The following is a 17,047-nucleotide window of genomic DNA, read 5'->3' as shown; positions in this document are numbered from 1 at the left end:
GATTTCCGATGTTGAACGACCCGAGTCAAAAATACCCTGCCTTCAATTCCTTCCCGGACGGCCAGCCCTTGCGCGACCGGACCTGGCCCGACGCGACGCTGACCCATCCGCCGATCTGGATGAGCACCGATCTGCGCGACGGCAACCAGGCCTTGTTCGAGCCGATGAACGCCGAGCGCAAGCAGCGCATGTTCAAGACGCTGGTGGCGGTCGGCTTCAAGGAGATCGAGGTCGGCTTTCCGTCGGCCAGCCAGACCGATTTTGATTTCGTGCGCGCCCTGGTCGACAGCGGCGACGTGCCCGATGACGTGACCATCGAAGTGCTCACCCAGGCGCGCGAGCCCTTGATTCGCCGCACCTTCGAGTCGGTGCGCGGCGCGCGGCGTGCGATCATTCATTTTTACAACGCCACGGCGCCGAACTTCCGCCGCATCGTGTTCGATCAGGACCGTGCCGGCGTTAAGCAGATCGCCGTTGAGCATGCACGCCTGATCCGCGAGCTGGCGGCCACCCAGCCCGACACTGAGTTTGTCTTTCAGTACAGCCCGGAAGTCTTCACCGGCACTGAAATCGACTTCGCCGTTGAGGTGTGCAACGCGGTGATCGCCGAGTGGGAACCGACCCCCGAGCGGCCATGCATCATCAATCTGCCGGCCACGGTGGAGATGAGCACGCCGAACATCTACGCCGACCAGATCGAGTGGATGAGCCGCCACCTCGACCGGCGCGACGCCGTGGTCTTGTCGGTGCATCCGCACAATGATCGCGGCACCGCCGTGGCCGCGGCGGAACTGGCGGTGATGGCCGGCGCCGACCGTGTCGAAGGTTGCCTGTTCGGCAACGGCGAGCGCACCGGCAACGTCGACCTCGTGACGCTGGCGCTCAATCTCTACAGCCAGGGCGTGCATCCGGGGCTCGACTTCTCGTGTATCAACGAGATCGCCCGCACCGTCGAGCACTGCACCCAGTTGCCGATCCACCCGCGCCACCCGTATGTCGGCGATCTGGTGTTTACCGCCTTCTCGGGCTCGCACCAGGACGCGATCAAGAAAGGCCTGGCCGTGCAGCAAGCCGATGCGCCGTGGGCCGTGCCCTACTTGCCGGTCGACCCGGCGGACCTCGGGCGCAGCTACGAATCGGTGATCCGGGTGAACAGCCAGTCGGGCAAGGGCGGCATCGCCTATTTGCTTGAAGCCGAATATGGACTGGTGATGCCGCGCCGCCTGCAGGTGGCGTTCTCGAATGCCGTGCAGGCGGTCACCGATGACACCGGGCGCGAGATGCGCGCCGAGGATCTGTGGGCGATCTTCACCGAGACCTACCTCGAAAATGCGGATCAGGTGGCCTATGCTGAACATCATCTGTTTGAACATGGCGATCAGCAGGGTATCCAGCTGGGGGTGACGCGCGGCGGCCGGCAAGAAGCCTTGCGCGGCATCGGCAACGGGCCGATCGATGCGGCGCTGCACGCGCTGGCGCCGGATGCGCGTTTGCTCGGCTACGAGGAGCGGGCGATCGGTCAGGGCTCCGATGCCCGCGCGGTGGCCTTCATCGAGTTGCAGGGCGAAGGCGCGGCTGGCGCGGTGTTCGGCGTCGGGATTGATGGCAGCATCGTCACGGCCTCGGTGAAGGCGATTGTCTCGGCGGTGAATCAGCTGGAGCAACGCGCCGGGCTGGAAGCGGATGTGAAGAAGCGCGCCTGAGGCGAGCGAGAGGGAGGGGCGGGCGGCCATCGGGTCGCCCGTTTCTTTTCTGGGCGGGGGCGCTGCGCGTGTGAAATCGGCGGGGCTGTTTATGCCATATGCAGGAACGCCCCAATGGCGGGGGGAGTGAGGTAGCGGGTAGTGTGATGTCATATGCTGTTCGGTCGACATGCGGCGACTACGTCTAAAGTTGTATTTTTATTGTCATTTCAATCGTTTACAGTGAGCCCTCCTCGGATTTACCGGACGCCATGACGCGTATTCGCCCCCGATCTTCTGCCACGGTTCGCCGTCTGGCTCGCCGCCTGTCCTGGCGCGCAGCCGGGGCGCTGACCGTGCTGGCACTGGCATCCGTTGCCAGTGTGGGCCTTGCCGTGGTGCTGATGATTGCCGTGGTGCCGGCGTCGGCCGGGACGCCCATGCTGCAGATCGGTGTGGCGGGGTTGGCTGCGGCACTGGTCTGGGGGGCGGTGCGAATCGTCCGCTGGTTGCTGGTGCCGGCGCCGCGCGCTGAAGGGGTGCGGATTGATCGACACGCCGCGCCAGCCCTGTATCGGCTGCTCGACAATCTCGCCGAGCGCATGGGCGCCGAAAGCATTCAGACCATTCGTATCTCGTCCGAAATGAACGCCGCCGTTTTCCAGCGCCCGCGGTGGGGCTACTGGGGCGCGATGGACACCACCTTGATTATCGGGCTGCCGCTGGTGCACAGCGTGTCGCCGCGCCAACTCGCCGCCATCCTGGCGCATGAGCTGGCCCACCTCAATCGACAGCGCGGCGGCTGGCCCGCCTGGGGCGCACATGTGCGCGCCTGGTGGCACCGGGTGTGTGAGCGGATTGCGGCCGAAGACAGCTGGCTGGCGCAGTGGGTCGATCGTGGTTTTGCGCGCTGGGCCGAGGCCGACCTGATGGCCGCCGTACGCCTCAACCATCTCGAAGAATACGAAGCCGATCGGCTGGCCGCCCGTATCGTCGGCAGCAAATTGCTGGGCGATACGCTGGTGGAAGTGGCCATGAAGGCCAACTTCATCGAAACCGATTACTGGGATGCGGTGATGTCGCAGGCCGCCGAAATGCCGCGCCCCAGTTTGCGCCCCTTCCGCGACATGGGGATGGGCGTGGCGGCGGGCTTTCACGCAGCGCCGCAGCACCGGGCGCTGCATTCGCTGGTGTGCGAGGATAGCGGCTTGTGCTTTCATCCCACGCTGACCGATCGTCTGGTGGCCCTGGGCGTGGCCCCGCGCGTGCCTGAGCCCGACGCGCACACGGCGGCCAGTCACTATCTGCAGCGATCGCTGCCCCGTTTGTCCCGTGTGCTGGATCGGCGCTGGTGGCGAGCCGCGCGTCAGGACTGGCGCCGCTATTACGCGAGCACCATGCTCGGTTCGGGCGAGCGCGATTAGTCCGGCGCGTGGCGCGGCTGCGTCAGATTGCCGAGACGCGGTCGAGCGCGGCAGCAATGGCCGGCAGACCGGCCTCGATGGCGACCATGCCCGGCGACAGGATCAGCGCTGATTTGATCTCGTGAATGCGCTGTTGGCGAACGGCCTCCAGCGCGTCCCAGCCGGGCCGCCCGGCGATCTGCTCCGCCCGTACTTTCTTACCGCACCACGAGGCCAGAATGATGTCCGGCTGCCGCGCGATCACCTCGGCGCCATCGGCGATGATGCGGGCGCTGGCGCCGGGCGCGGTCGCTCGCTCACCAAACACGTCCTCGCCCCCGGCCACCGCGATCAGCTCGGACACCCAGCGGATGCCGCAGATCATCGGCGTATCCCATTCTTCGAAATAGACCCGTGCTCGCCGGCCGAGTCGTGCGATGCGGGCATCGCCGGCGCGGCCGGCGGCGTCGAGTTGGGCATCGAGCTGCGCCACCAACACCTCGGCCCGCGCCTGCGCGCCGACCAGGGCGCCGACGGTGGTGATCATCGCCAGGATGCCGGCGATGTCACGCTGGTTGAACACATGCACGGCGATGCCGGCGCGAATCAGGTCGCGGCAAATGTCCGCTTGCATGTCGGAGAAGGCCAGCACCAGGTCGGGGCGCACTGCCAGAATCTTGTCGATGCGTGCGCTGGAAAAGCCGCTGACCTTGGGCTTTTCCTTGCGCGCTCGGGCGGGGCGTACCGTAAAGCCAGAGATGCCGGCAATGCGGTCGGCTTCGCCCAGCGCATACAGCACCTCGACCGTTTCGGTGGACAGGCAAACGATGCGTTGCGGGTGGCGTGACATCAGGGCGTGCGCTTGCCGCGGGCGGTATCGAGGTGGCGGCAGAGCCTATCTGCGCCGTCGAGAATGCGCGGGGTGTGGCGCTGGATCAGGTCGGGCGGCACAAAGAACAGGTTGTTTTGTTGCACGGCGGTCAGGGTGGGCCATTTGCGCCATTCATCCAGCCACTCGGGGCGCGACTCGCCCATGCCGCTGGCGACGATGGCTTCGGGGTTGCTGGCCAGCACCGCCTCGACGCCGATCTTGGGCGCCAGCACATCGAGGCTGTCGAACACATTGTGGCCACCGCACAGGCGGATCACATCCGAGATCAGGTGGTGGCCGTTGATGGTCATCAGCGGCTGGTTCCAGATCTGGTAGAACACCGGCACCGGCGGGCGGCTGCCGTAGTCGTCGCGCAGGCGATTGCGGTGCGCCACGAAGGCGTCGGCGGCGCGGTTGGCCTCGCCCTGCGTGCCGGCCAGAATACCGATCTGACGGAGTGAGTGGGCGACCGCATCAAGGCTGCGCGGCTCGTTGATATACACCGGCAGACCCAGCGCGCGCAGGCGTTCGAGCTGAGTGGCGGGGTTGCCGCTGCGCCAGCCGATGACCACGTCCGGCTTGAGCGCCGCGACCGCCTCGAGATCGATTCGCACATAGCTGCCGATGCGTTTGACCGCGCGCGCCTCGGCCGGATAGTCGCTGTAATCGACCGCGCCGACCAGCATGTGACCGGCGCCGGCGGCGTAGATCAGCTCGGTGACATGTGGCGCCAGCGAGACGATGCGTCGCGCCGGGGTGGGCAGGGCGACCGACTGGCCCACGTCGTCGGTGACGGTGAGTTGCGCATGCGCCGGCGGGCCGGGGATGAGCAGGGCGAGTGTGAGGATCAGGGCGGAAAAGCGAAAAGTCATGGGCAAAGATTACTCCAGTGAGTGTCCGTCGCGCCGGGCGCGAGAGAGCGCGGCGTCGAGCCGTCGCCAGCCGGCTTCGTCTGGCGGCAGGCCGAGGCGTAGCGCGGCTGGGGTGTCGAAAGCGCGCACCAGAATCGCCTCGCGCGCCAGGGCGTCTTGCCATGGGCGGGCGGTGTCGGTGCGAAGGGTTTTGAACAGCGCCGGGCCGGTGGGGCTTGCGCCGTGGTGCTTGAGCAGCGCCGCCATGCGTGCGCCGTCGGTGGCGAGCGCGGCGCGCATGTGGTGTTGCCAGGCGGTGTCACTGAGCGCCTGACGGGCGATGTCTTGCGCGGGGGCGCTGATCGTCCAAGGGCCGAGGTGATTGGCGAGGGCATCGCGCACCGCCGGTTCGGCCAGCACGAAACCCACCCGCGCGCCGGCCAGGCCGAAGAACTTGCCCAGCGAGCGCAGGATCACCAGTCCGGGCGTGCCGGCAAGCGGGGCGAGGCTGTCGGCGGGGGCGGCGTCGATGAAGGCTTCGTCCACGATCAGCGTGCCGCCGTGCCGCGCCAGCCGGCGGTGCCAGCCGATGAGGTGCGCGCGGTCAAAGTGCTCGCCGGTCGGGTTGTTGGGCTGCACCAGCAATAGCGCGTCCAGGGTGTCGACTGCGGCGTCGATAGTGTCCGCGTTCAGCCACACAATGTCGTGGTGTCGCCAGGCATGCGCGTGTTCGGCGTAGCTGGGCGCCAGCATGCCGACGCGGGGTGCGCGGAGCACCGCCGGCAAGGCCTGAATGGCGGCCTGGCTGCCCGCTACGGGCAATAGCTGGTCGCTGCCGTAATAGGCGGCGGCCGCGGCCAGCAGGCCGGCGTCGGGTTCGGGCAGGCGATGCCACGCGCTGGCCGGCGGCGCGACCAGCGGATAGTGGGCGGGGTTGATGCCGGTGGACAGGTCCAGCCAGTCGGCGACCGGGATGCCGTAACGCGCTGCTGCCGCGCGCAGACCGCCGCCGTGCTCAAGCATGGGCCAGCCCCCACGCGACGGCGCCGGCGAGCAGGCTGAGTCCGATCCACAAGGCCAGCGTGCGATTGACCAGCGCGATGGCGGCAAACAGGCTGGACGCATCCGGCGCGCTGCCGCTGCCCAGTGGCGGTCGTTGGGTCATTGCGCCATGGTAGGGGGCCTCGCCGCCGAGCTGCACGCGCAGGGCGCCGGCGCCGGCGGCCATCACCGGCCCGGCGTTCGGGCTTTTCCAGCCCGGCCCCTGGTGTCGCCAGCAATGCAGGGCGTGGCGGGTGTGGCCGAGCAGGGCATAGCTCAGCGCCGTCAGCCGGGCGGGCAGCCAGCCGAGCACATCGTCAGCACGCGCGGCGATGCGGCCAAAGTGCAGGTAGCGCTCGGTGCGATAGCCCCACATGGCATCCAGCGTGTTGGCCAGACGAAACAGCAGCGCGCCCGGGCCGCCCGCGACAAGAAACCAGAACAGGGTGCCGAAGATCGCATCGTTGCCGTTTTCCAGCACCGACTCGGTGCCGGCGGCGGCCACCTGCGTCGGGCTGAGCGCGGCGGTGTCGCGCGAGACGATCCAGCCAACACGGCGGCGGGCTTCGGCCAGATCGCCCGCCTGTAGCGGCACGGCCACGGCGCGGGCGTGTTCGACCAGCGAGCGTGCGCCGAGGGCAAACCACAGCAGGGCGATGTCGACGCCGATCGCGATGGCGCTGCCAAGGCTTCTGAGCCAGAGCGCGGCAAGCACCCACGGCAGCACGGCCAGCGTCCACGCCAGTGCGCCGCGGGCGATGCGGTGTTCATTTCGGTTCCATCGTTTTTCCAGCCAGGCCGCCAGCGCGCCGAAGCCCACCAGCGGGTGAAAGCGTCGCGGTTCGCCGAGTAAACGGTCGAGCAGCACGCCGGCGGCGAGGGTGAGGGCCAGTTGAGTGAGCGGTGGCATGGCGAAAGTGCGCGGCGTGGCGCCGCTTGCGGGATAATCCGGCGTTTTGCGAGAACGGGATTGTACGTGATGCACGATTGCGCCAGCCTGATGGTTCAGGGCACCACCTCGGATGCCGGCAAGACCACTCTGGTCGCTGGCCTGGCCCGCCTGCTGGCGCGCGGTGGTTGCCGGGTCGCGCCCTTCAAGCCGCAGAACATGGCGCTGAATTCGGCGGTGACGGCCGACGGTGGCGAGATCGGCCGGGCGCAGGCACTCCAGGCGCTGGCCGCTGGCGTCGCGCCGCACACCGATTTCAACCCGGTGCTGCTCAAGCCGGCGACCGACATCGGCGCGCAGGTGATCATCCACGGCAAGGTGATGTCCACGCTGTCGGCCAAGGACTACCACCACTACAAACCGACCGCGATGGCGGCGGTGATGGCAAGCTGGGGGCGATTGACGGCAGCTTATGACTGCGTGCTGATCGAGGGCGCAGGCAGCCCGGCCGAGATCAATCTGCGTGACCGCGACATCGCCAACATGGGCTTTGCCGAGGCGGCGGATTGCCCGGTGATTCTGGTCGCCGATATCGACCGCGGCGGCGTGTTTGCGCATCTGGTCGGCACGCTGGAACTGCTCTCGCCGAGCGAGCAGGCGCGGGTGAAGGGCTTCATCATCAACCGTTTTCGTGGCGACATCAGCTTGCTGCAGTCGGGGCTGGACTGGCTGGAGGCGCGCACCGGGCGGCCGGTGATCGGCACCGTGCCGTATCTGCACGGCTTGTTTCTGGATGCCGAAGACGCGTTGGGCGATGCACGGATCGACAAGGGCGAGATCGCGCTGCGCGTGGTGGCCCCCGCCTTTCCGCGCATTTCGAACCACACCGATCTGGACGCGCTGCGCCTGCATCCGCAGGTCGACTTCCGTTGGGTCGGGCCGGGTCAGCCGATTCCGCCGGCCGATCTGATCGTACTGCCGGGCTCAAAGAGCGTGCGCGCGGATCGCGAATGGATGGTGGGGCAGGGCTGGGACGCTGCGATTCAGCGGCATCTGCGCTATGGCGGCAAAGTGGTCGGCATCTGCGGCGGCTTCCAGATGCTTGGCAAAGAAATGCACGATCCGCAGGGTGTCGAAGGGGCGCCGGGCAGTAGCGCCGGGCTGGGCATTCTCGACATGGACACGACGCTCGAGGCGGTCAAGCAACTGCGCAATGTGAGCGGCCGCTTGTGCTTCGGCGGTGCGGCCGCCATGACCGGCTACGAAATTCATATGGGGGTGAGCCGCGGTGCGGCGCTGGACCGCCCGGCGGTACGTTTTGACGACGGGCGTGTTGATGGCGCGATCAGCGACGATGATCAGGTGCTTGGCAGCTACGCGCATGGTCTGTTCGATGCGCCGGAGGCGCTGGCGGCGCTGCTCGCCTGGGCGGGGGTGCAGGCGGCGCAACCGGTGGATGTGGCGGCGCGACGCCTGGCCGATCTCGACCGTCTGGCCGATTGTCTGGCCGAGCATCTCGACCTCGACCGCCTCGCCGCGTGCTTTGGACCGGCGCATGAAAGCGCCATCCGTGCATACGTTGCTTGACCGCGACCGGCCCGGCTCACTACCATCTGATCCATGGACGCCGAACTCGACCACCTCCAGCAGCAACTGGAAGAACTGATCCGCTACTTCGATGCGCAGAAGCAGGAGAATCGCGAGCTCAAATCGCGGATCGCCACGCTGCAGACCGAGAACAAGCGACTGGCCGCAAAGGTCGATGCCGCCGTGCGTGGCGTCAGTGCCGTGCTCGAAACCCTGCCCGAGAGCTGAACGACATGGACACACTCGATATCATTCTGCTGGGCAAGGAATACCGGGTTGGCTGCGCGCCGGAAGATCGCGAAGGCCTGCAGGCCGCGGTGCAGGTGCTTGAAGGTAAATTGTCCGAACTGGGTGGAAAGACCGGCGCCACGGGCGAGAAGCTGGCGGTCATGACCGCCCTGAATATTGCACATGAATATCTGCAGTTTCAGCGCTCAGGAGGGTTTGACATGCCGGGCATGAAGCGTAAGATTGACTCCATGAATTCGCGCCTGGACGATGTCCTGGCGCAACAGGAAAAGTTGTTCTGAGAGCCCGTCGGGCTGTCTAAGATCAATCCCCTGCGGTGTTCGCGTCGGCCGTTGATTCCTTGAACCAATGTCATGCGACACGGTTGCTAACCGCTACGATTGCCGTTGTGCGCATCCCTTGTTGGATGTGCCTGAAGCGTCAGGTACAGCGACCACCTGAACCCTAGGTTCAGGATGCCCGGTCGGGTCGGCATCGCGGGGGACCTACACAAGAGGGTGTGGCCAAGGCCACGCCCTCTTTATTTTTGTGCGGCCGCTTCGCAGGCGTGGATGTCGACGCGCGCGATCTCGGGCAATCCTGGCAGCCAATCGACCAGCGCCTGACAGCGGCCCGCCGCGCACAGGGTGTAGCCGGCGGTAAAGGGCGAGTGGGTCAGGGCCAGTGTCGGCTCACGGCGCATCACGTGGTAGTGCCACACGCCGTCGATCAGACGGGCGCCCGGCGCGGGTTCCATGCCGGCGCCCGAGCCCAGTACCCGTGCTTCGTCCAGCACCATCTGGCCGGCGTCGAGGCGCCAGTCTTCTTCCCAGCGGATTTTCTCGATCGAATGCGTCCAGGCCAGCGTGAAACGCGTGTCCGGCAGTGTCTGGGCGGGGACGCCTTCGCTGCTCAGGCAGAGCTGTGGTGTCGCGACGATGGCCGGGTGGGTGCAGGCGGTCATTAGCATTGCGGCGAGCATGGGGAGGCGTTGGCGCATGGGCGCATGCTAGTCGCTCGACCGGCCCGGCTCAAGCGGCGCGCTGGTAAAGTAGCGGCCTGACCCGCGGGAGCCCGCCATGCGCTACTGGCTGATGAAATCCGAACCGGACGATTGCTCGATCGACGACCTGGCGGCAATGCCCGAGCAGACCGTGGCCTGGTACGGCGTGCGCAACTACCAGGCGCGCAACTTCATGATGAATCAGATGACGGTGGGCGATTGGGTGTTGTTTTATCACTCGAGTTGCCCTGAACCGGGGATTGCCGGCATCGCGCAGGTGGCTTCGCCGGCCTACCCGGACGCAACGCAGTTCGATGCGTCGAGCCGGTTTTTCGACCCCAAGTCCCGTCCCGAGCAGCCGCGCTGGTTCAATGTCGATGTGCGCTTCGTGCGCAAGACGCGCCTGATCGGCTTGCCCGAATTGCGCGACACGCCCGAACTGGCCAACATGCGCGTGCTGGCGCGGGGCAACCGCTTGTCGATCACGCCGGTGGATCCGGATGAATGGCGCTTTATTACTGAAACGATGCTGGAACTGAAGACTGATGAGCTTTGATGTGTGGTGGCTGTCCTATCCCCTGCTCGGGGCCTTCGTCGGCTTTTTCGCCGGGCTGCTTGGGGTGGGCGGCGGCGGCATCATGGTGCCGGTGCTGGCCTCACTGTTTGCCGCGCAGGGCTTCCCCGCTGACAAGCTGGTGCACATGGCGCTGGGGACCTCCATGGCCGGCATCGTGATGACCTCGGTGGCGAGCCTGCGTGCGCATCATCGTCATGGCGCGGTGCGCTGGGATGTGGTGCGCTTCATCACACCGGGCATTCTGGTGGGCACTTTCGGCGCCACCTTCATCGCCTCGCAGGTGGCATCCAGGCCGCTGGCGATCTTTTTTGCCTGCTTCATGGCGTATGTCTCGACTCAGATGCTGCTCAACATCAAGCCCAAGCCCAGCCGGGCCTTGCCTGGCCCGGTCGGGATGAGCGGGGTGGGGCTGGGCATCGGTGGCATTTCGGCGTTGGTGGCGATTGGCGGCGGCTCCTTGTCGGTGCCGTTCATGACCTGGTGCAATGTGAAGATGCAGAACGCAATTGGCACCTCGGCGGCCATTGGTTTGCCGATTGCGCTGGCCGGGACGCTTGGCTATGTCGTCAATGGCTGGGGTGCCGAAGGCACGCCGGCCTATACCGCGGGTTTCATCTATCTGCCGGCGCTGGTCCTGATTACCGCGGTCAGCATGTTCACCGCGCCGGTCGGCGCACGGCTGGCACACCGGCTGCCGGTGGCGACGCTGAAGAAGATCTTCGCCGGCGTGCTCGTTATCCTGAGCCTGAAGATGCTGCACAGCGTCTTCGGCGCATGAGACCTATTTACCTGTGAATTGCGGTTTGCGCTTCTCGAAAAAGGCGCGAATCCCTTCGCGGTAGTCGTCCGTCGCCAGAAAGTCGAAGGCTGAACGCTTCTCCGCTTCGCTGAGTGGCCGGTCGTGGGTCAGGCGTAGCGCCCACTGCTTGTGCCAGCGCGCAACCAATGGCGCGCCTGCGCTGATGCGGGCGGCCGTTTCTTCGGCTTCGGTGAATACGCGCTCATCGCTAACCACGCGGCTGAGCAGGCCTTTGGCCAGTGCTTCGTGTGCGTTGAAAATCCGGCCTTCGAGCAGAATCTCCAGCACGACCGCCGGCCCGACCAAGGCCAGCAGCCCCGCCATTTCACCGGGATACATCGAGAAACCGAGCCGGTTGATGGGCGCGCCGAAGCGTGCCGATTCGCCGGCAATGCGAATGTCGCAGCAGCCGGCGATCTCCAGTCCGCCGCCGATGCAGGCGCCCCGGATGGCGGCGACGGTCGGGATCGGGCTTTGGCGGATGGCCTCCAGCGCTGCCGCGACCAGCGTGTCGTGGTAGTGCAGGGCGTCGTCAACGGTGGCCCGGACGGTCTGGAACTCTTCGATATCCCCGCCCGCAGCGAAGGCGTCGTCGCCGTCGCCGCGCAGGATGATGCATCGAACCTCAGGATTGCCGGCGGCGCGTTCGAGTGTAGCGCGCAGTGCGGTCCACATGCCGGCGTCAATCGCGTTGAGCTTTCCCGGGTGGCTCAGACGGATGGTCAATGCCGGGCCATCCATACGCTCAATGACCATTCCCATGATTGATCTCCATCAAGAATTTGTGCATTGCAGCATGCCGAAACACCACCGTTTGTCGGTTAAATTCAAAGAGTTGCTGCAAGTGCAAAAAAATCCCATACGCACTGGTATGGCGGAGTGAAGATGATATATCATCCGGCTAGCAACATGACCGCGGTCTAAGTCGCGGCAAATAATATTGGGCCGTTATTGGACCGAGGATGTTCGCGCGCCGTGCCGATGGCAGGCGTGCAGACCTGCAAGGCCAGCGCGCCCCTGCACCATTTTTTTAATGGTTTTTTTGGGAAGGGAGGTCGCAGCATGTCTAGCATTGCCTATGCTCGCATTCGCAACAACCCGCAGTTCGCTCAGTTGGTGGCTGCACGAGGGCGTTTTGCTTGGTTTCTGTCAGCGATTGTATTCATCGTTTTCTTCAGCTTCGTGTTGGCCGTGGCGTTCGCGCCGGACTTCCTCGCGCAGCGTCCGTTTGCCAGCAGCAACATCACGATCGGTATTCTCGCGGGCTTGTTTCAGTTCATCTCCTTCTGGCTATTGACGCTGATGTATGTGCGACGTGCCAATGGTGAATTCGACGACCTGAACAAGGCCATCATCGACGCCGCTTCGCGGGAGGACAAATGATGCGCGCCTTGAATCCCGTACGTTCGCTCGCGCTTGGCGCGGGTCTGTTTGCCTCGTCGGCTTTTGCCGGTGATGCCATCAGCCAGACGGCCAAGCAGCCGATCAACCTGACCGCGATCGGTATGTTCTTCATCTTCGTGCTGATGACGTTGGCGATCACCTACTGGGCGGCCAGCCGCACCAAGTCGACTGCGGACTTTTACACCGCTGGCGGCGGCATCACCGGTGCGCAGAACGGCCTGGCCATTGCCGGCGACTACATGTCGGCGGCCACGCTGCTTGGCCTGACCGCGATGATGTACACCCGCGGTGTCGACGCCTACATCTACATGATCGCGTTCTTCGTGGGCTGGCCCGTCATTCTGTTCCTGATGGCCGAGCGCCTGCGCAACCTGGGCAAGTTCACCTTTGCCGACATCACCGCCTATCGCCTCAACCAGGGCAAGGTGCGCACCATGGCCGCGATCAGCTCGCTGGTGGTGGTGTGCTTCTACCTGGTGGCGCAGATGGTGGGCGCGGGTCAGCTGATCAAGCTGCTGTTCGGCCTCGACTACGGCATTGCGCTGGTCGTGGTGGGTGCGCTGATGATGGTGTATGTCACCTTTGGTGGCATGGTCGCGACCACCTGGGTGCAGATCATCAAGGCCTGCATGCTGCTGTTTGGTGGCACGACGGTGGTGATTCTGGCGATGACCCAGTTCAATTTCAGCTTTGACGAGCTGACCACGCGCGCCATCGATGTGCACAAGCTCGGCACCAAGCTGCTCGCGCCGGGCAGCCTGCTGGCCGATCCGGTCACCGCGATCTCGCTGGGCCTTGGCCTGATGTTTGGTACGGCCGGTCTGCCGCACATCCTGATGCGCTTCTTTACCGTCACCGACGCAAAAGAGGCGCGCAAGTCGGTGCTCTACGCGTCGGGCATCGTGGCCTACTTCTTCAACGTGGTGGCTTTGATGGGTCTGGCCGCGATCATCATCGTCGGTCAGAACCCCGAGTACTTCGAAGGTGGCGATATCAGCGGCGCGATCATTGGCGGCGGCAACATGGTGGCCATGCACTTGGCCAAAGCCGTTGGCGGTGACATCCTGCTCGGCTTCCTGTCGGCCGTGGCCTTCGCGACCATTCTGGCCGTGGTGTCGGGTCTGGCACTGGCCGGTGCCTCGGCGATCTCCCATGATATCTATTCGCGGGTGATCATGAAGGGCAAGGCGACCGAGAAGGCTGAACTTCGCATGTCCAAGTTCGCCACCATCGGCCTCGGCATCGTGGCCGTGCTGCTGGGCCTGGCCTTCGAGAAGATGAACGTCGCCTTCATGGTGGCGCTGGCCTTCGGTGTGGCCGCCTCGGCCAACTTCCCGGTGCTGATCCTCTCGATGTACTGGAAGGGGCTGACCACGCGCGGCGCGCTGGCTGGTGGCTATCTTGGCCTGTTCTCGGCGGTGACGCTGGTGGTCTTGTCCAAGTCGGTGTGGGTGGATGTGTTCGGCTTTGCCGCGCCGCTCTTCCCCTATACCCAGCCGGCCTTGTTCTCGATGCCGCTGGCCTTCCTGGCCACGATCATCGTGTCGAACATGGACACGAGCCGTGCGGCAGAGGCTGAGCGCGAAGCCTTTGGCGATCAGTATGTGCGTGCCCAGACGGGCCTGGGGGCCGCCACGGCGTCCTCGCACTGACGGTATTGCGCGGCGAGACTGTCGCGCTGCAACAACAACCCCGGCCAGCAGCATCGGCCGGGGTTTTTCGTTCACCGGGTGACCCGCTAGACTGGCGCCCTGTCGGATGTTCGGATCAACCCCATGTTTCATCGCTTGTTTGGTTTATTGATGCTTGGCGCCGTGCTGGCCTCGCCGGCGAGTGGCGGGCAGGGCGGTGTGGCGCTCGTGTTGTCAGGGGGCGGTGCGCGCGGCGTGGCGCATATCGGCGTGCTCAAGGTGATGGAGCAGATGCGCATTCCGGTCGACTGCGTGGTGGGCACCAGTATGGGCGCGATCGTCGCCGCCGCTTACGCCGCGGGCGTGCCGCTGGACGAGATGGAGCGCCAGGTGCGCGCCGCCGACTGGGACGCCATTTTCGCCAACACCGTGGCGCGCGATCAGCAGCCCTTCCGCGAAAAACAGGACGCCTCGCGAAACCGCAGCGCGGTGTCGCTCGGCTACGGCAACGGCCGCGTGCTCTTGCCGCACAGCGCGATCGCCGGGCAGGAGCTCGATCGCTTCTTGCAGCGCCTGATCGGCTCGGCCGACGCGCTGACCAATTTTGATTCGCTGGCGCTGCCCTTCCGTGCCATGGCCACCGACCTCGAGACGGGCGGACTGGTGGTGCTCGACGACGGACCGCTGTGGCGGGCGATGCGCGCCAGTATGGCCGTGCCCGGCGTATTTTTGCCGATCGAGCGGGAAGGGCGTCTGCTGGTCGATGGTGGCCTGGTCCTTAACTTGCCGGTCGATCAGGGGCGGCGCTTGTGTGGCTCGCGGGTGATTGCGGTCAATCTCGGCACGCCGCCGATGGCGCGCGATCGCCTGCAATCGGCCACCGATATCGTGTTGCAGGCGATCAACCTGGCGCTGGAGCAGAACGTGGCGCAGCAACTCGCCCAGCTTGGCCCCGATGATGCGCTGGTGCAGGTCGACCTCGGCACGATCACCTCCATGGATTTTGACCGGGTGCTCGATACGCTACCGCTGGGCGAGGCGGCGGCACGACGGGCGGCCACCGATCTCGCCCGTTTCAGTGTGGACGCCGAGAGTTTTGCCGCGTGGCAGCGCCAGCGCGAGTTGCGTTGGCGAGTGCCCGAGCCGGTCATTCGCGAAGTGGTGGTGGATGGCTTGCGCTATGTGTCGCCCGATGCGATGGCGGCGCGCCTGCGTGGTCTCAAGGGCGAGCCGCTGGACCGCGTTGCGCTTGAGACGCAGATTGACGACCTGTATAGCGGCGGGGACTTCGAGCGTCTGCGTTACAGCCTGGTGCGCGATGGCGCGGTGGCCGACCTGCGGATCGAGGCGGCGGAAAAATCCTGGGGGCCGACCTTCCTGCGTTTTGGCGGTGGCTTGTCGGCTGATTTCGAAGGCGACGGCGCCGTCGGGCTGTATGCCGGCGTGTCGCGGCGCTGGCTCAACCGCTGGGGGGCGCGGCTCGATGCTGACATCCAGCTCGGCACGACCAACCGCTTCCGCTCGGAGCTCTATCAGCCGCTGGGGCGGAACGCGGCGTGGTTCGTGGCGCCGTCGATCGAGCTGCAGACCCGGGCGCTACCGGTGTACAACGACGGCAACAAGCTGGCCGATTACAAGGTACGCGAGCGGACGCTGGGCCTGGATCTGGGCTATGAGGTGGGCGCCTGGGGCGAGCTGCGGATGGGGCTGCGCCGCGGCACCCAGCGCGCCGAAGTGCTGGCCGGTCAGGCCTTGTATCCGGCCGTGGATTTGCACACCGGCTGGCTGGAGGCGTCTGCCACGCTGGACCGACTCGACAGCCCGTTCTTCCCGCGGCGCGGCTACGCGGCACGGCTGCGCGTGGCGCGCCACCACGAGCGCTTCGGCAGTGACCAGGATTACACGCTGACTGCGCTCAATGGCTCGGCCGCGATGTCTTATCGGGAACATAGCGCGCAGTTCGGTGTGCTGGTGTCAGGCAGCCCCGATCGGGATCTACCTGCCGTGGCGCGCACGCTGCTGGGCGGCCCGTTCCTGCTGTCGGGGTATCGCTACGGTGAGCTGACCGCCGATCAGGTTTTCTTGCTGCGCGGGGCCTACTACCGCCGCATCAGCAAGCTGCCCGACTCACTGGGGCGGGGCGTATACATGGGCGCGACCTACGAATGGGCCAGCCTGCGCGCTTACGCGTCGGCCGATGCGGACGCCGGGGTCTACCGCTCGCTGTCCTTGTTCGTCGGGGCGGATACGGTGCTCGGGCCGCTGTATCTGGGGGCGGGCGTGTCGCCGGAGGTCAATGAAGTGCGCTTCTTCTTGCAGTTCGGCCAACCGTACTGAGGGCGGTTCAGGCGGCCTCGGTGCGTGCGGCGGCAATGCGCGCCAAGGCTTTGCGGCCGCTGGCGATGTGCTCGCGCATCGCGAGATCGGCGGCATCGGCGCTGCGCGCCAGCATGGCTCTGAGGATCTGACGGTGCTCGGCGAGTGACTGCTCGAGCCGGCCGTCGCTGAACAGCGAGTGGTGGCGCGAGAGCTTGATCACCTTGCGCAGGTCTTCGATCACATGCTGCAACCAGTGGTTGTCGGCGATGCATTGCACCTGCTGGTGGAAGGCCTGATTGGCTTCGAAATACCCGTTGATGTCGCCGGTCGTCGCGGCACGCTCCAGATCGGCGTGGATCTTCTCCAGTTGCTTCAGGTCGGCAGCGCTGGCGCGGGTTGTCGCGTCGCGCGCGCACTGGCCTTCGAGCAGGCCCATGACGGTGAAGATTTCGTCCAGATCGCGCTCAGAAATTTCGGTCACGTAGCAGCCACGGCGCGGCTTGAGCGTGACCAGTCCTTCGGACGCCAGCACCTTGAGTGCTTCGCGCAGCGGTGTGCGGGAGATGCCGTAGTGCTCGGTGAGGGCTTGTTCGTCGATCCAGGTGCCGGGTTTGAGCTCGTGGGCAAAGATCCGCTCACGCAGGCGTTCCGCGACTTCCTGGTACAGCGCCATGGGCGCGATGCGAGAGGCGTTCATAAAACCCTGGTCTCCTGACGGGTGGCGATGGCAGCAACAGGTGTTGTAGGCTGCGCTTGTGCGTT

17 protein-coding genes and 1 other RNA gene are annotated in these 17,047 nt (G+C 65.7%); 11 read left to right on the top strand and 7 right to left on the bottom strand.

Annotated features, from left to right (window positions below; translation table 11 throughout):
• The first annotated feature begins 8 nt into the window (after positions 1-8).
• A complete protein-coding gene (gene leuA / locus FHP89_RS02890) occupies positions 9-1,703 on the top strand; it encodes a 2-isopropylmalate synthase (RefSeq protein ID WP_144176238.1) in 1,695 nt (564 codons plus the stop codon).
• A 251-nt stretch (positions 1,704-1,954) separates the two neighbouring features.
• A complete protein-coding gene (locus tag FHP89_RS02885; RefSeq protein ID WP_144176237.1) occupies positions 1,955-3,106 on the top strand; it encodes a M48 family metallopeptidase in 1,152 nt (383 codons plus the stop codon).
• A 22-nt stretch (positions 3,107-3,128) separates the two neighbouring features.
• Here FHP89_RS02885 and FHP89_RS02880 read toward each other — a convergent pair whose 3' ends face one another.
• From FHP89_RS02880 to cbiB, 4 genes are read right to left on the bottom strand one after another with little or no spacing between them, the layout of a single operon-like run.
• Positions 3,129-3,935, bottom strand: a complete 807-nt coding sequence (locus FHP89_RS02880; protein ID WP_144176236.1) for an ABC transporter substrate-binding protein — start codon at positions 3,933-3,935, stop codon at positions 3,129-3,131.
• Complete coding sequence (locus tag FHP89_RS02875) at positions 3,935-4,828, bottom strand: cobalamin-binding protein (RefSeq protein WP_144176235.1); 894 nt, start codon at positions 4,826-4,828, stop codon at positions 3,935-3,937. Before FHP89_RS02875 ends, FHP89_RS02880 begins: the two co-directional genes overlap by 1 nt.
• 9 nt (positions 4,829-4,837) lie before the next feature.
• Positions 4,838-5,830 (bottom strand): threonine-phosphate decarboxylase CobD, encoded by a 993-nt coding sequence (gene cobD / locus FHP89_RS02870; protein ID WP_144176234.1) that lies wholly within the window; start codon positions 5,828-5,830, stop codon positions 4,838-4,840.
• A complete protein-coding gene (cbiB, locus tag FHP89_RS02865) occupies positions 5,823-6,758 on the bottom strand; it encodes an adenosylcobinamide-phosphate synthase CbiB (protein ID WP_144176233.1) in 936 nt (311 codons plus the stop codon). Before cbiB ends, cobD begins: the two co-directional genes overlap by 8 nt.
• A gap of 69 nt (positions 6,759-6,827) precedes the next feature.
• On the opposite strand from cbiB, the gene FHP89_RS02860 reads away from it, so the two are divergent.
• The 4 genes from FHP89_RS02860 to ssrS all read left to right on the top strand — a co-directional run bounded on the left by FHP89_RS02860 (position 6,828) and on the right by ssrS (position 9,060).
• Entirely contained in the window at positions 6,828-8,324 is a 1,497-nt protein-coding gene (locus FHP89_RS02860; protein ID WP_260851466.1) for a cobyric acid synthase, read from the top strand.
• A gap of 33 nt (positions 8,325-8,357) precedes the next feature.
• Positions 8,358-8,552, top strand: a complete 195-nt coding sequence (locus FHP89_RS02855) for a hypothetical protein (RefSeq protein WP_144176232.1) — start codon at positions 8,358-8,360, stop codon at positions 8,550-8,552.
• 5 nt (positions 8,553-8,557) lie between these two features.
• Complete coding sequence (locus FHP89_RS02850; RefSeq protein WP_144176231.1) at positions 8,558-8,854, top strand: cell division protein ZapA; 297 nt, start codon at positions 8,558-8,560, stop codon at positions 8,852-8,854.
• A gap of 24 nt (positions 8,855-8,878) precedes the next feature.
• Positions 8,879-9,060, top strand: a non-coding RNA gene (gene ssrS / locus FHP89_RS02845) — 6S RNA.
• 33 nt (positions 9,061-9,093) lie between these two features.
• Here the strand turns inward: ssrS and FHP89_RS02840 are convergent.
• A complete protein-coding gene (locus tag FHP89_RS02840) occupies positions 9,094-9,552 on the bottom strand; it encodes a DUF1850 domain-containing protein (RefSeq protein ID WP_222105301.1) in 459 nt (152 codons plus the stop codon).
• Positions 9,553-9,631: 79 nt separating this feature from the next.
• On the opposite strand from FHP89_RS02840, the gene FHP89_RS02835 reads away from it, so the two are divergent.
• Both FHP89_RS02835 and FHP89_RS02830 read left to right on the top strand, forming a co-directional pair.
• Positions 9,632-10,111 (top strand): EVE domain-containing protein, encoded by a 480-nt coding sequence (locus FHP89_RS02835; protein WP_144176230.1) that lies wholly within the window; start codon positions 9,632-9,634, stop codon positions 10,109-10,111.
• Entirely contained in the window at positions 10,101-10,910 is an 810-nt protein-coding gene (locus tag FHP89_RS02830) for a sulfite exporter TauE/SafE family protein (protein ID WP_144176229.1), read from the top strand. The genes FHP89_RS02835 and FHP89_RS02830 overlap by 11 nt, the downstream gene beginning before the upstream one ends.
• Positions 10,911-10,913: 3 nt before the next feature.
• Here FHP89_RS02830 and FHP89_RS02825 read toward each other — a convergent pair whose 3' ends face one another.
• The gene (locus tag FHP89_RS02825) at positions 10,914-11,693 is read right to left on the bottom strand and encodes an enoyl-CoA hydratase/isomerase family protein (protein ID WP_144176228.1); all 780 of its coding nucleotides are present in this window, start codon (positions 11,691-11,693) and stop codon (positions 10,914-10,916) included.
• 219 nt (positions 11,694-11,912) lie between these two features.
• Here FHP89_RS02825 and FHP89_RS02820 point away from each other — a divergent pair, with 219 nt between their 5' ends.
• The 3 genes from FHP89_RS02820 to FHP89_RS02810 all read left to right on the top strand — a co-directional run bounded on the left by FHP89_RS02820 (position 11,913) and on the right by FHP89_RS02810 (position 16,303).
• Entirely contained in the window at positions 11,913-12,314 is a 402-nt protein-coding gene (locus tag FHP89_RS02820; RefSeq protein WP_313792176.1) for a DUF485 domain-containing protein, read from the top strand.
• Positions 12,314-13,987 carry a cation acetate symporter gene (locus tag FHP89_RS02815; RefSeq protein ID WP_144176402.1) on the top strand — a complete coding sequence of 558 codons (1,674 nt, stop codon included), beginning with the start codon at positions 12,314-12,316 and terminating at the stop codon, positions 13,985-13,987. Before FHP89_RS02820 ends, FHP89_RS02815 begins: the two co-directional genes overlap by 1 nt.
• Before the next feature lie 123 nt (positions 13,988-14,110).
• The gene (locus FHP89_RS02810) at positions 14,111-16,303 is read left to right on the top strand and encodes a patatin-like phospholipase family protein (protein ID WP_144176227.1); all 2,193 of its coding nucleotides are present in this window, start codon (positions 14,111-14,113) and stop codon (positions 16,301-16,303) included.
• A gap of 7 nt (positions 16,304-16,310) precedes the next feature.
• On the opposite strand, the gene FHP89_RS02805 is transcribed toward FHP89_RS02810, so the two are convergent.
• Entirely contained in the window at positions 16,311-16,982 is a 672-nt protein-coding gene (locus FHP89_RS02805) for a GntR family transcriptional regulator (RefSeq protein WP_144176226.1), read from the bottom strand.
• Between the last annotated feature and the right edge of the window lie 65 nt (positions 16,983-17,047).

It is taken from the genome of Denitromonas ohlonensis (assembly GCF_007625205.1).
GTDB lineage: Bacteria > Pseudomonadota > Gammaproteobacteria > Burkholderiales > Rhodocyclaceae > Nitrogeniibacter > Nitrogeniibacter ohlonensis.
Note: the sequence above shows the minus strand (reverse complement) of the source record. Positions and strands in the feature narration are given on the sequence as shown.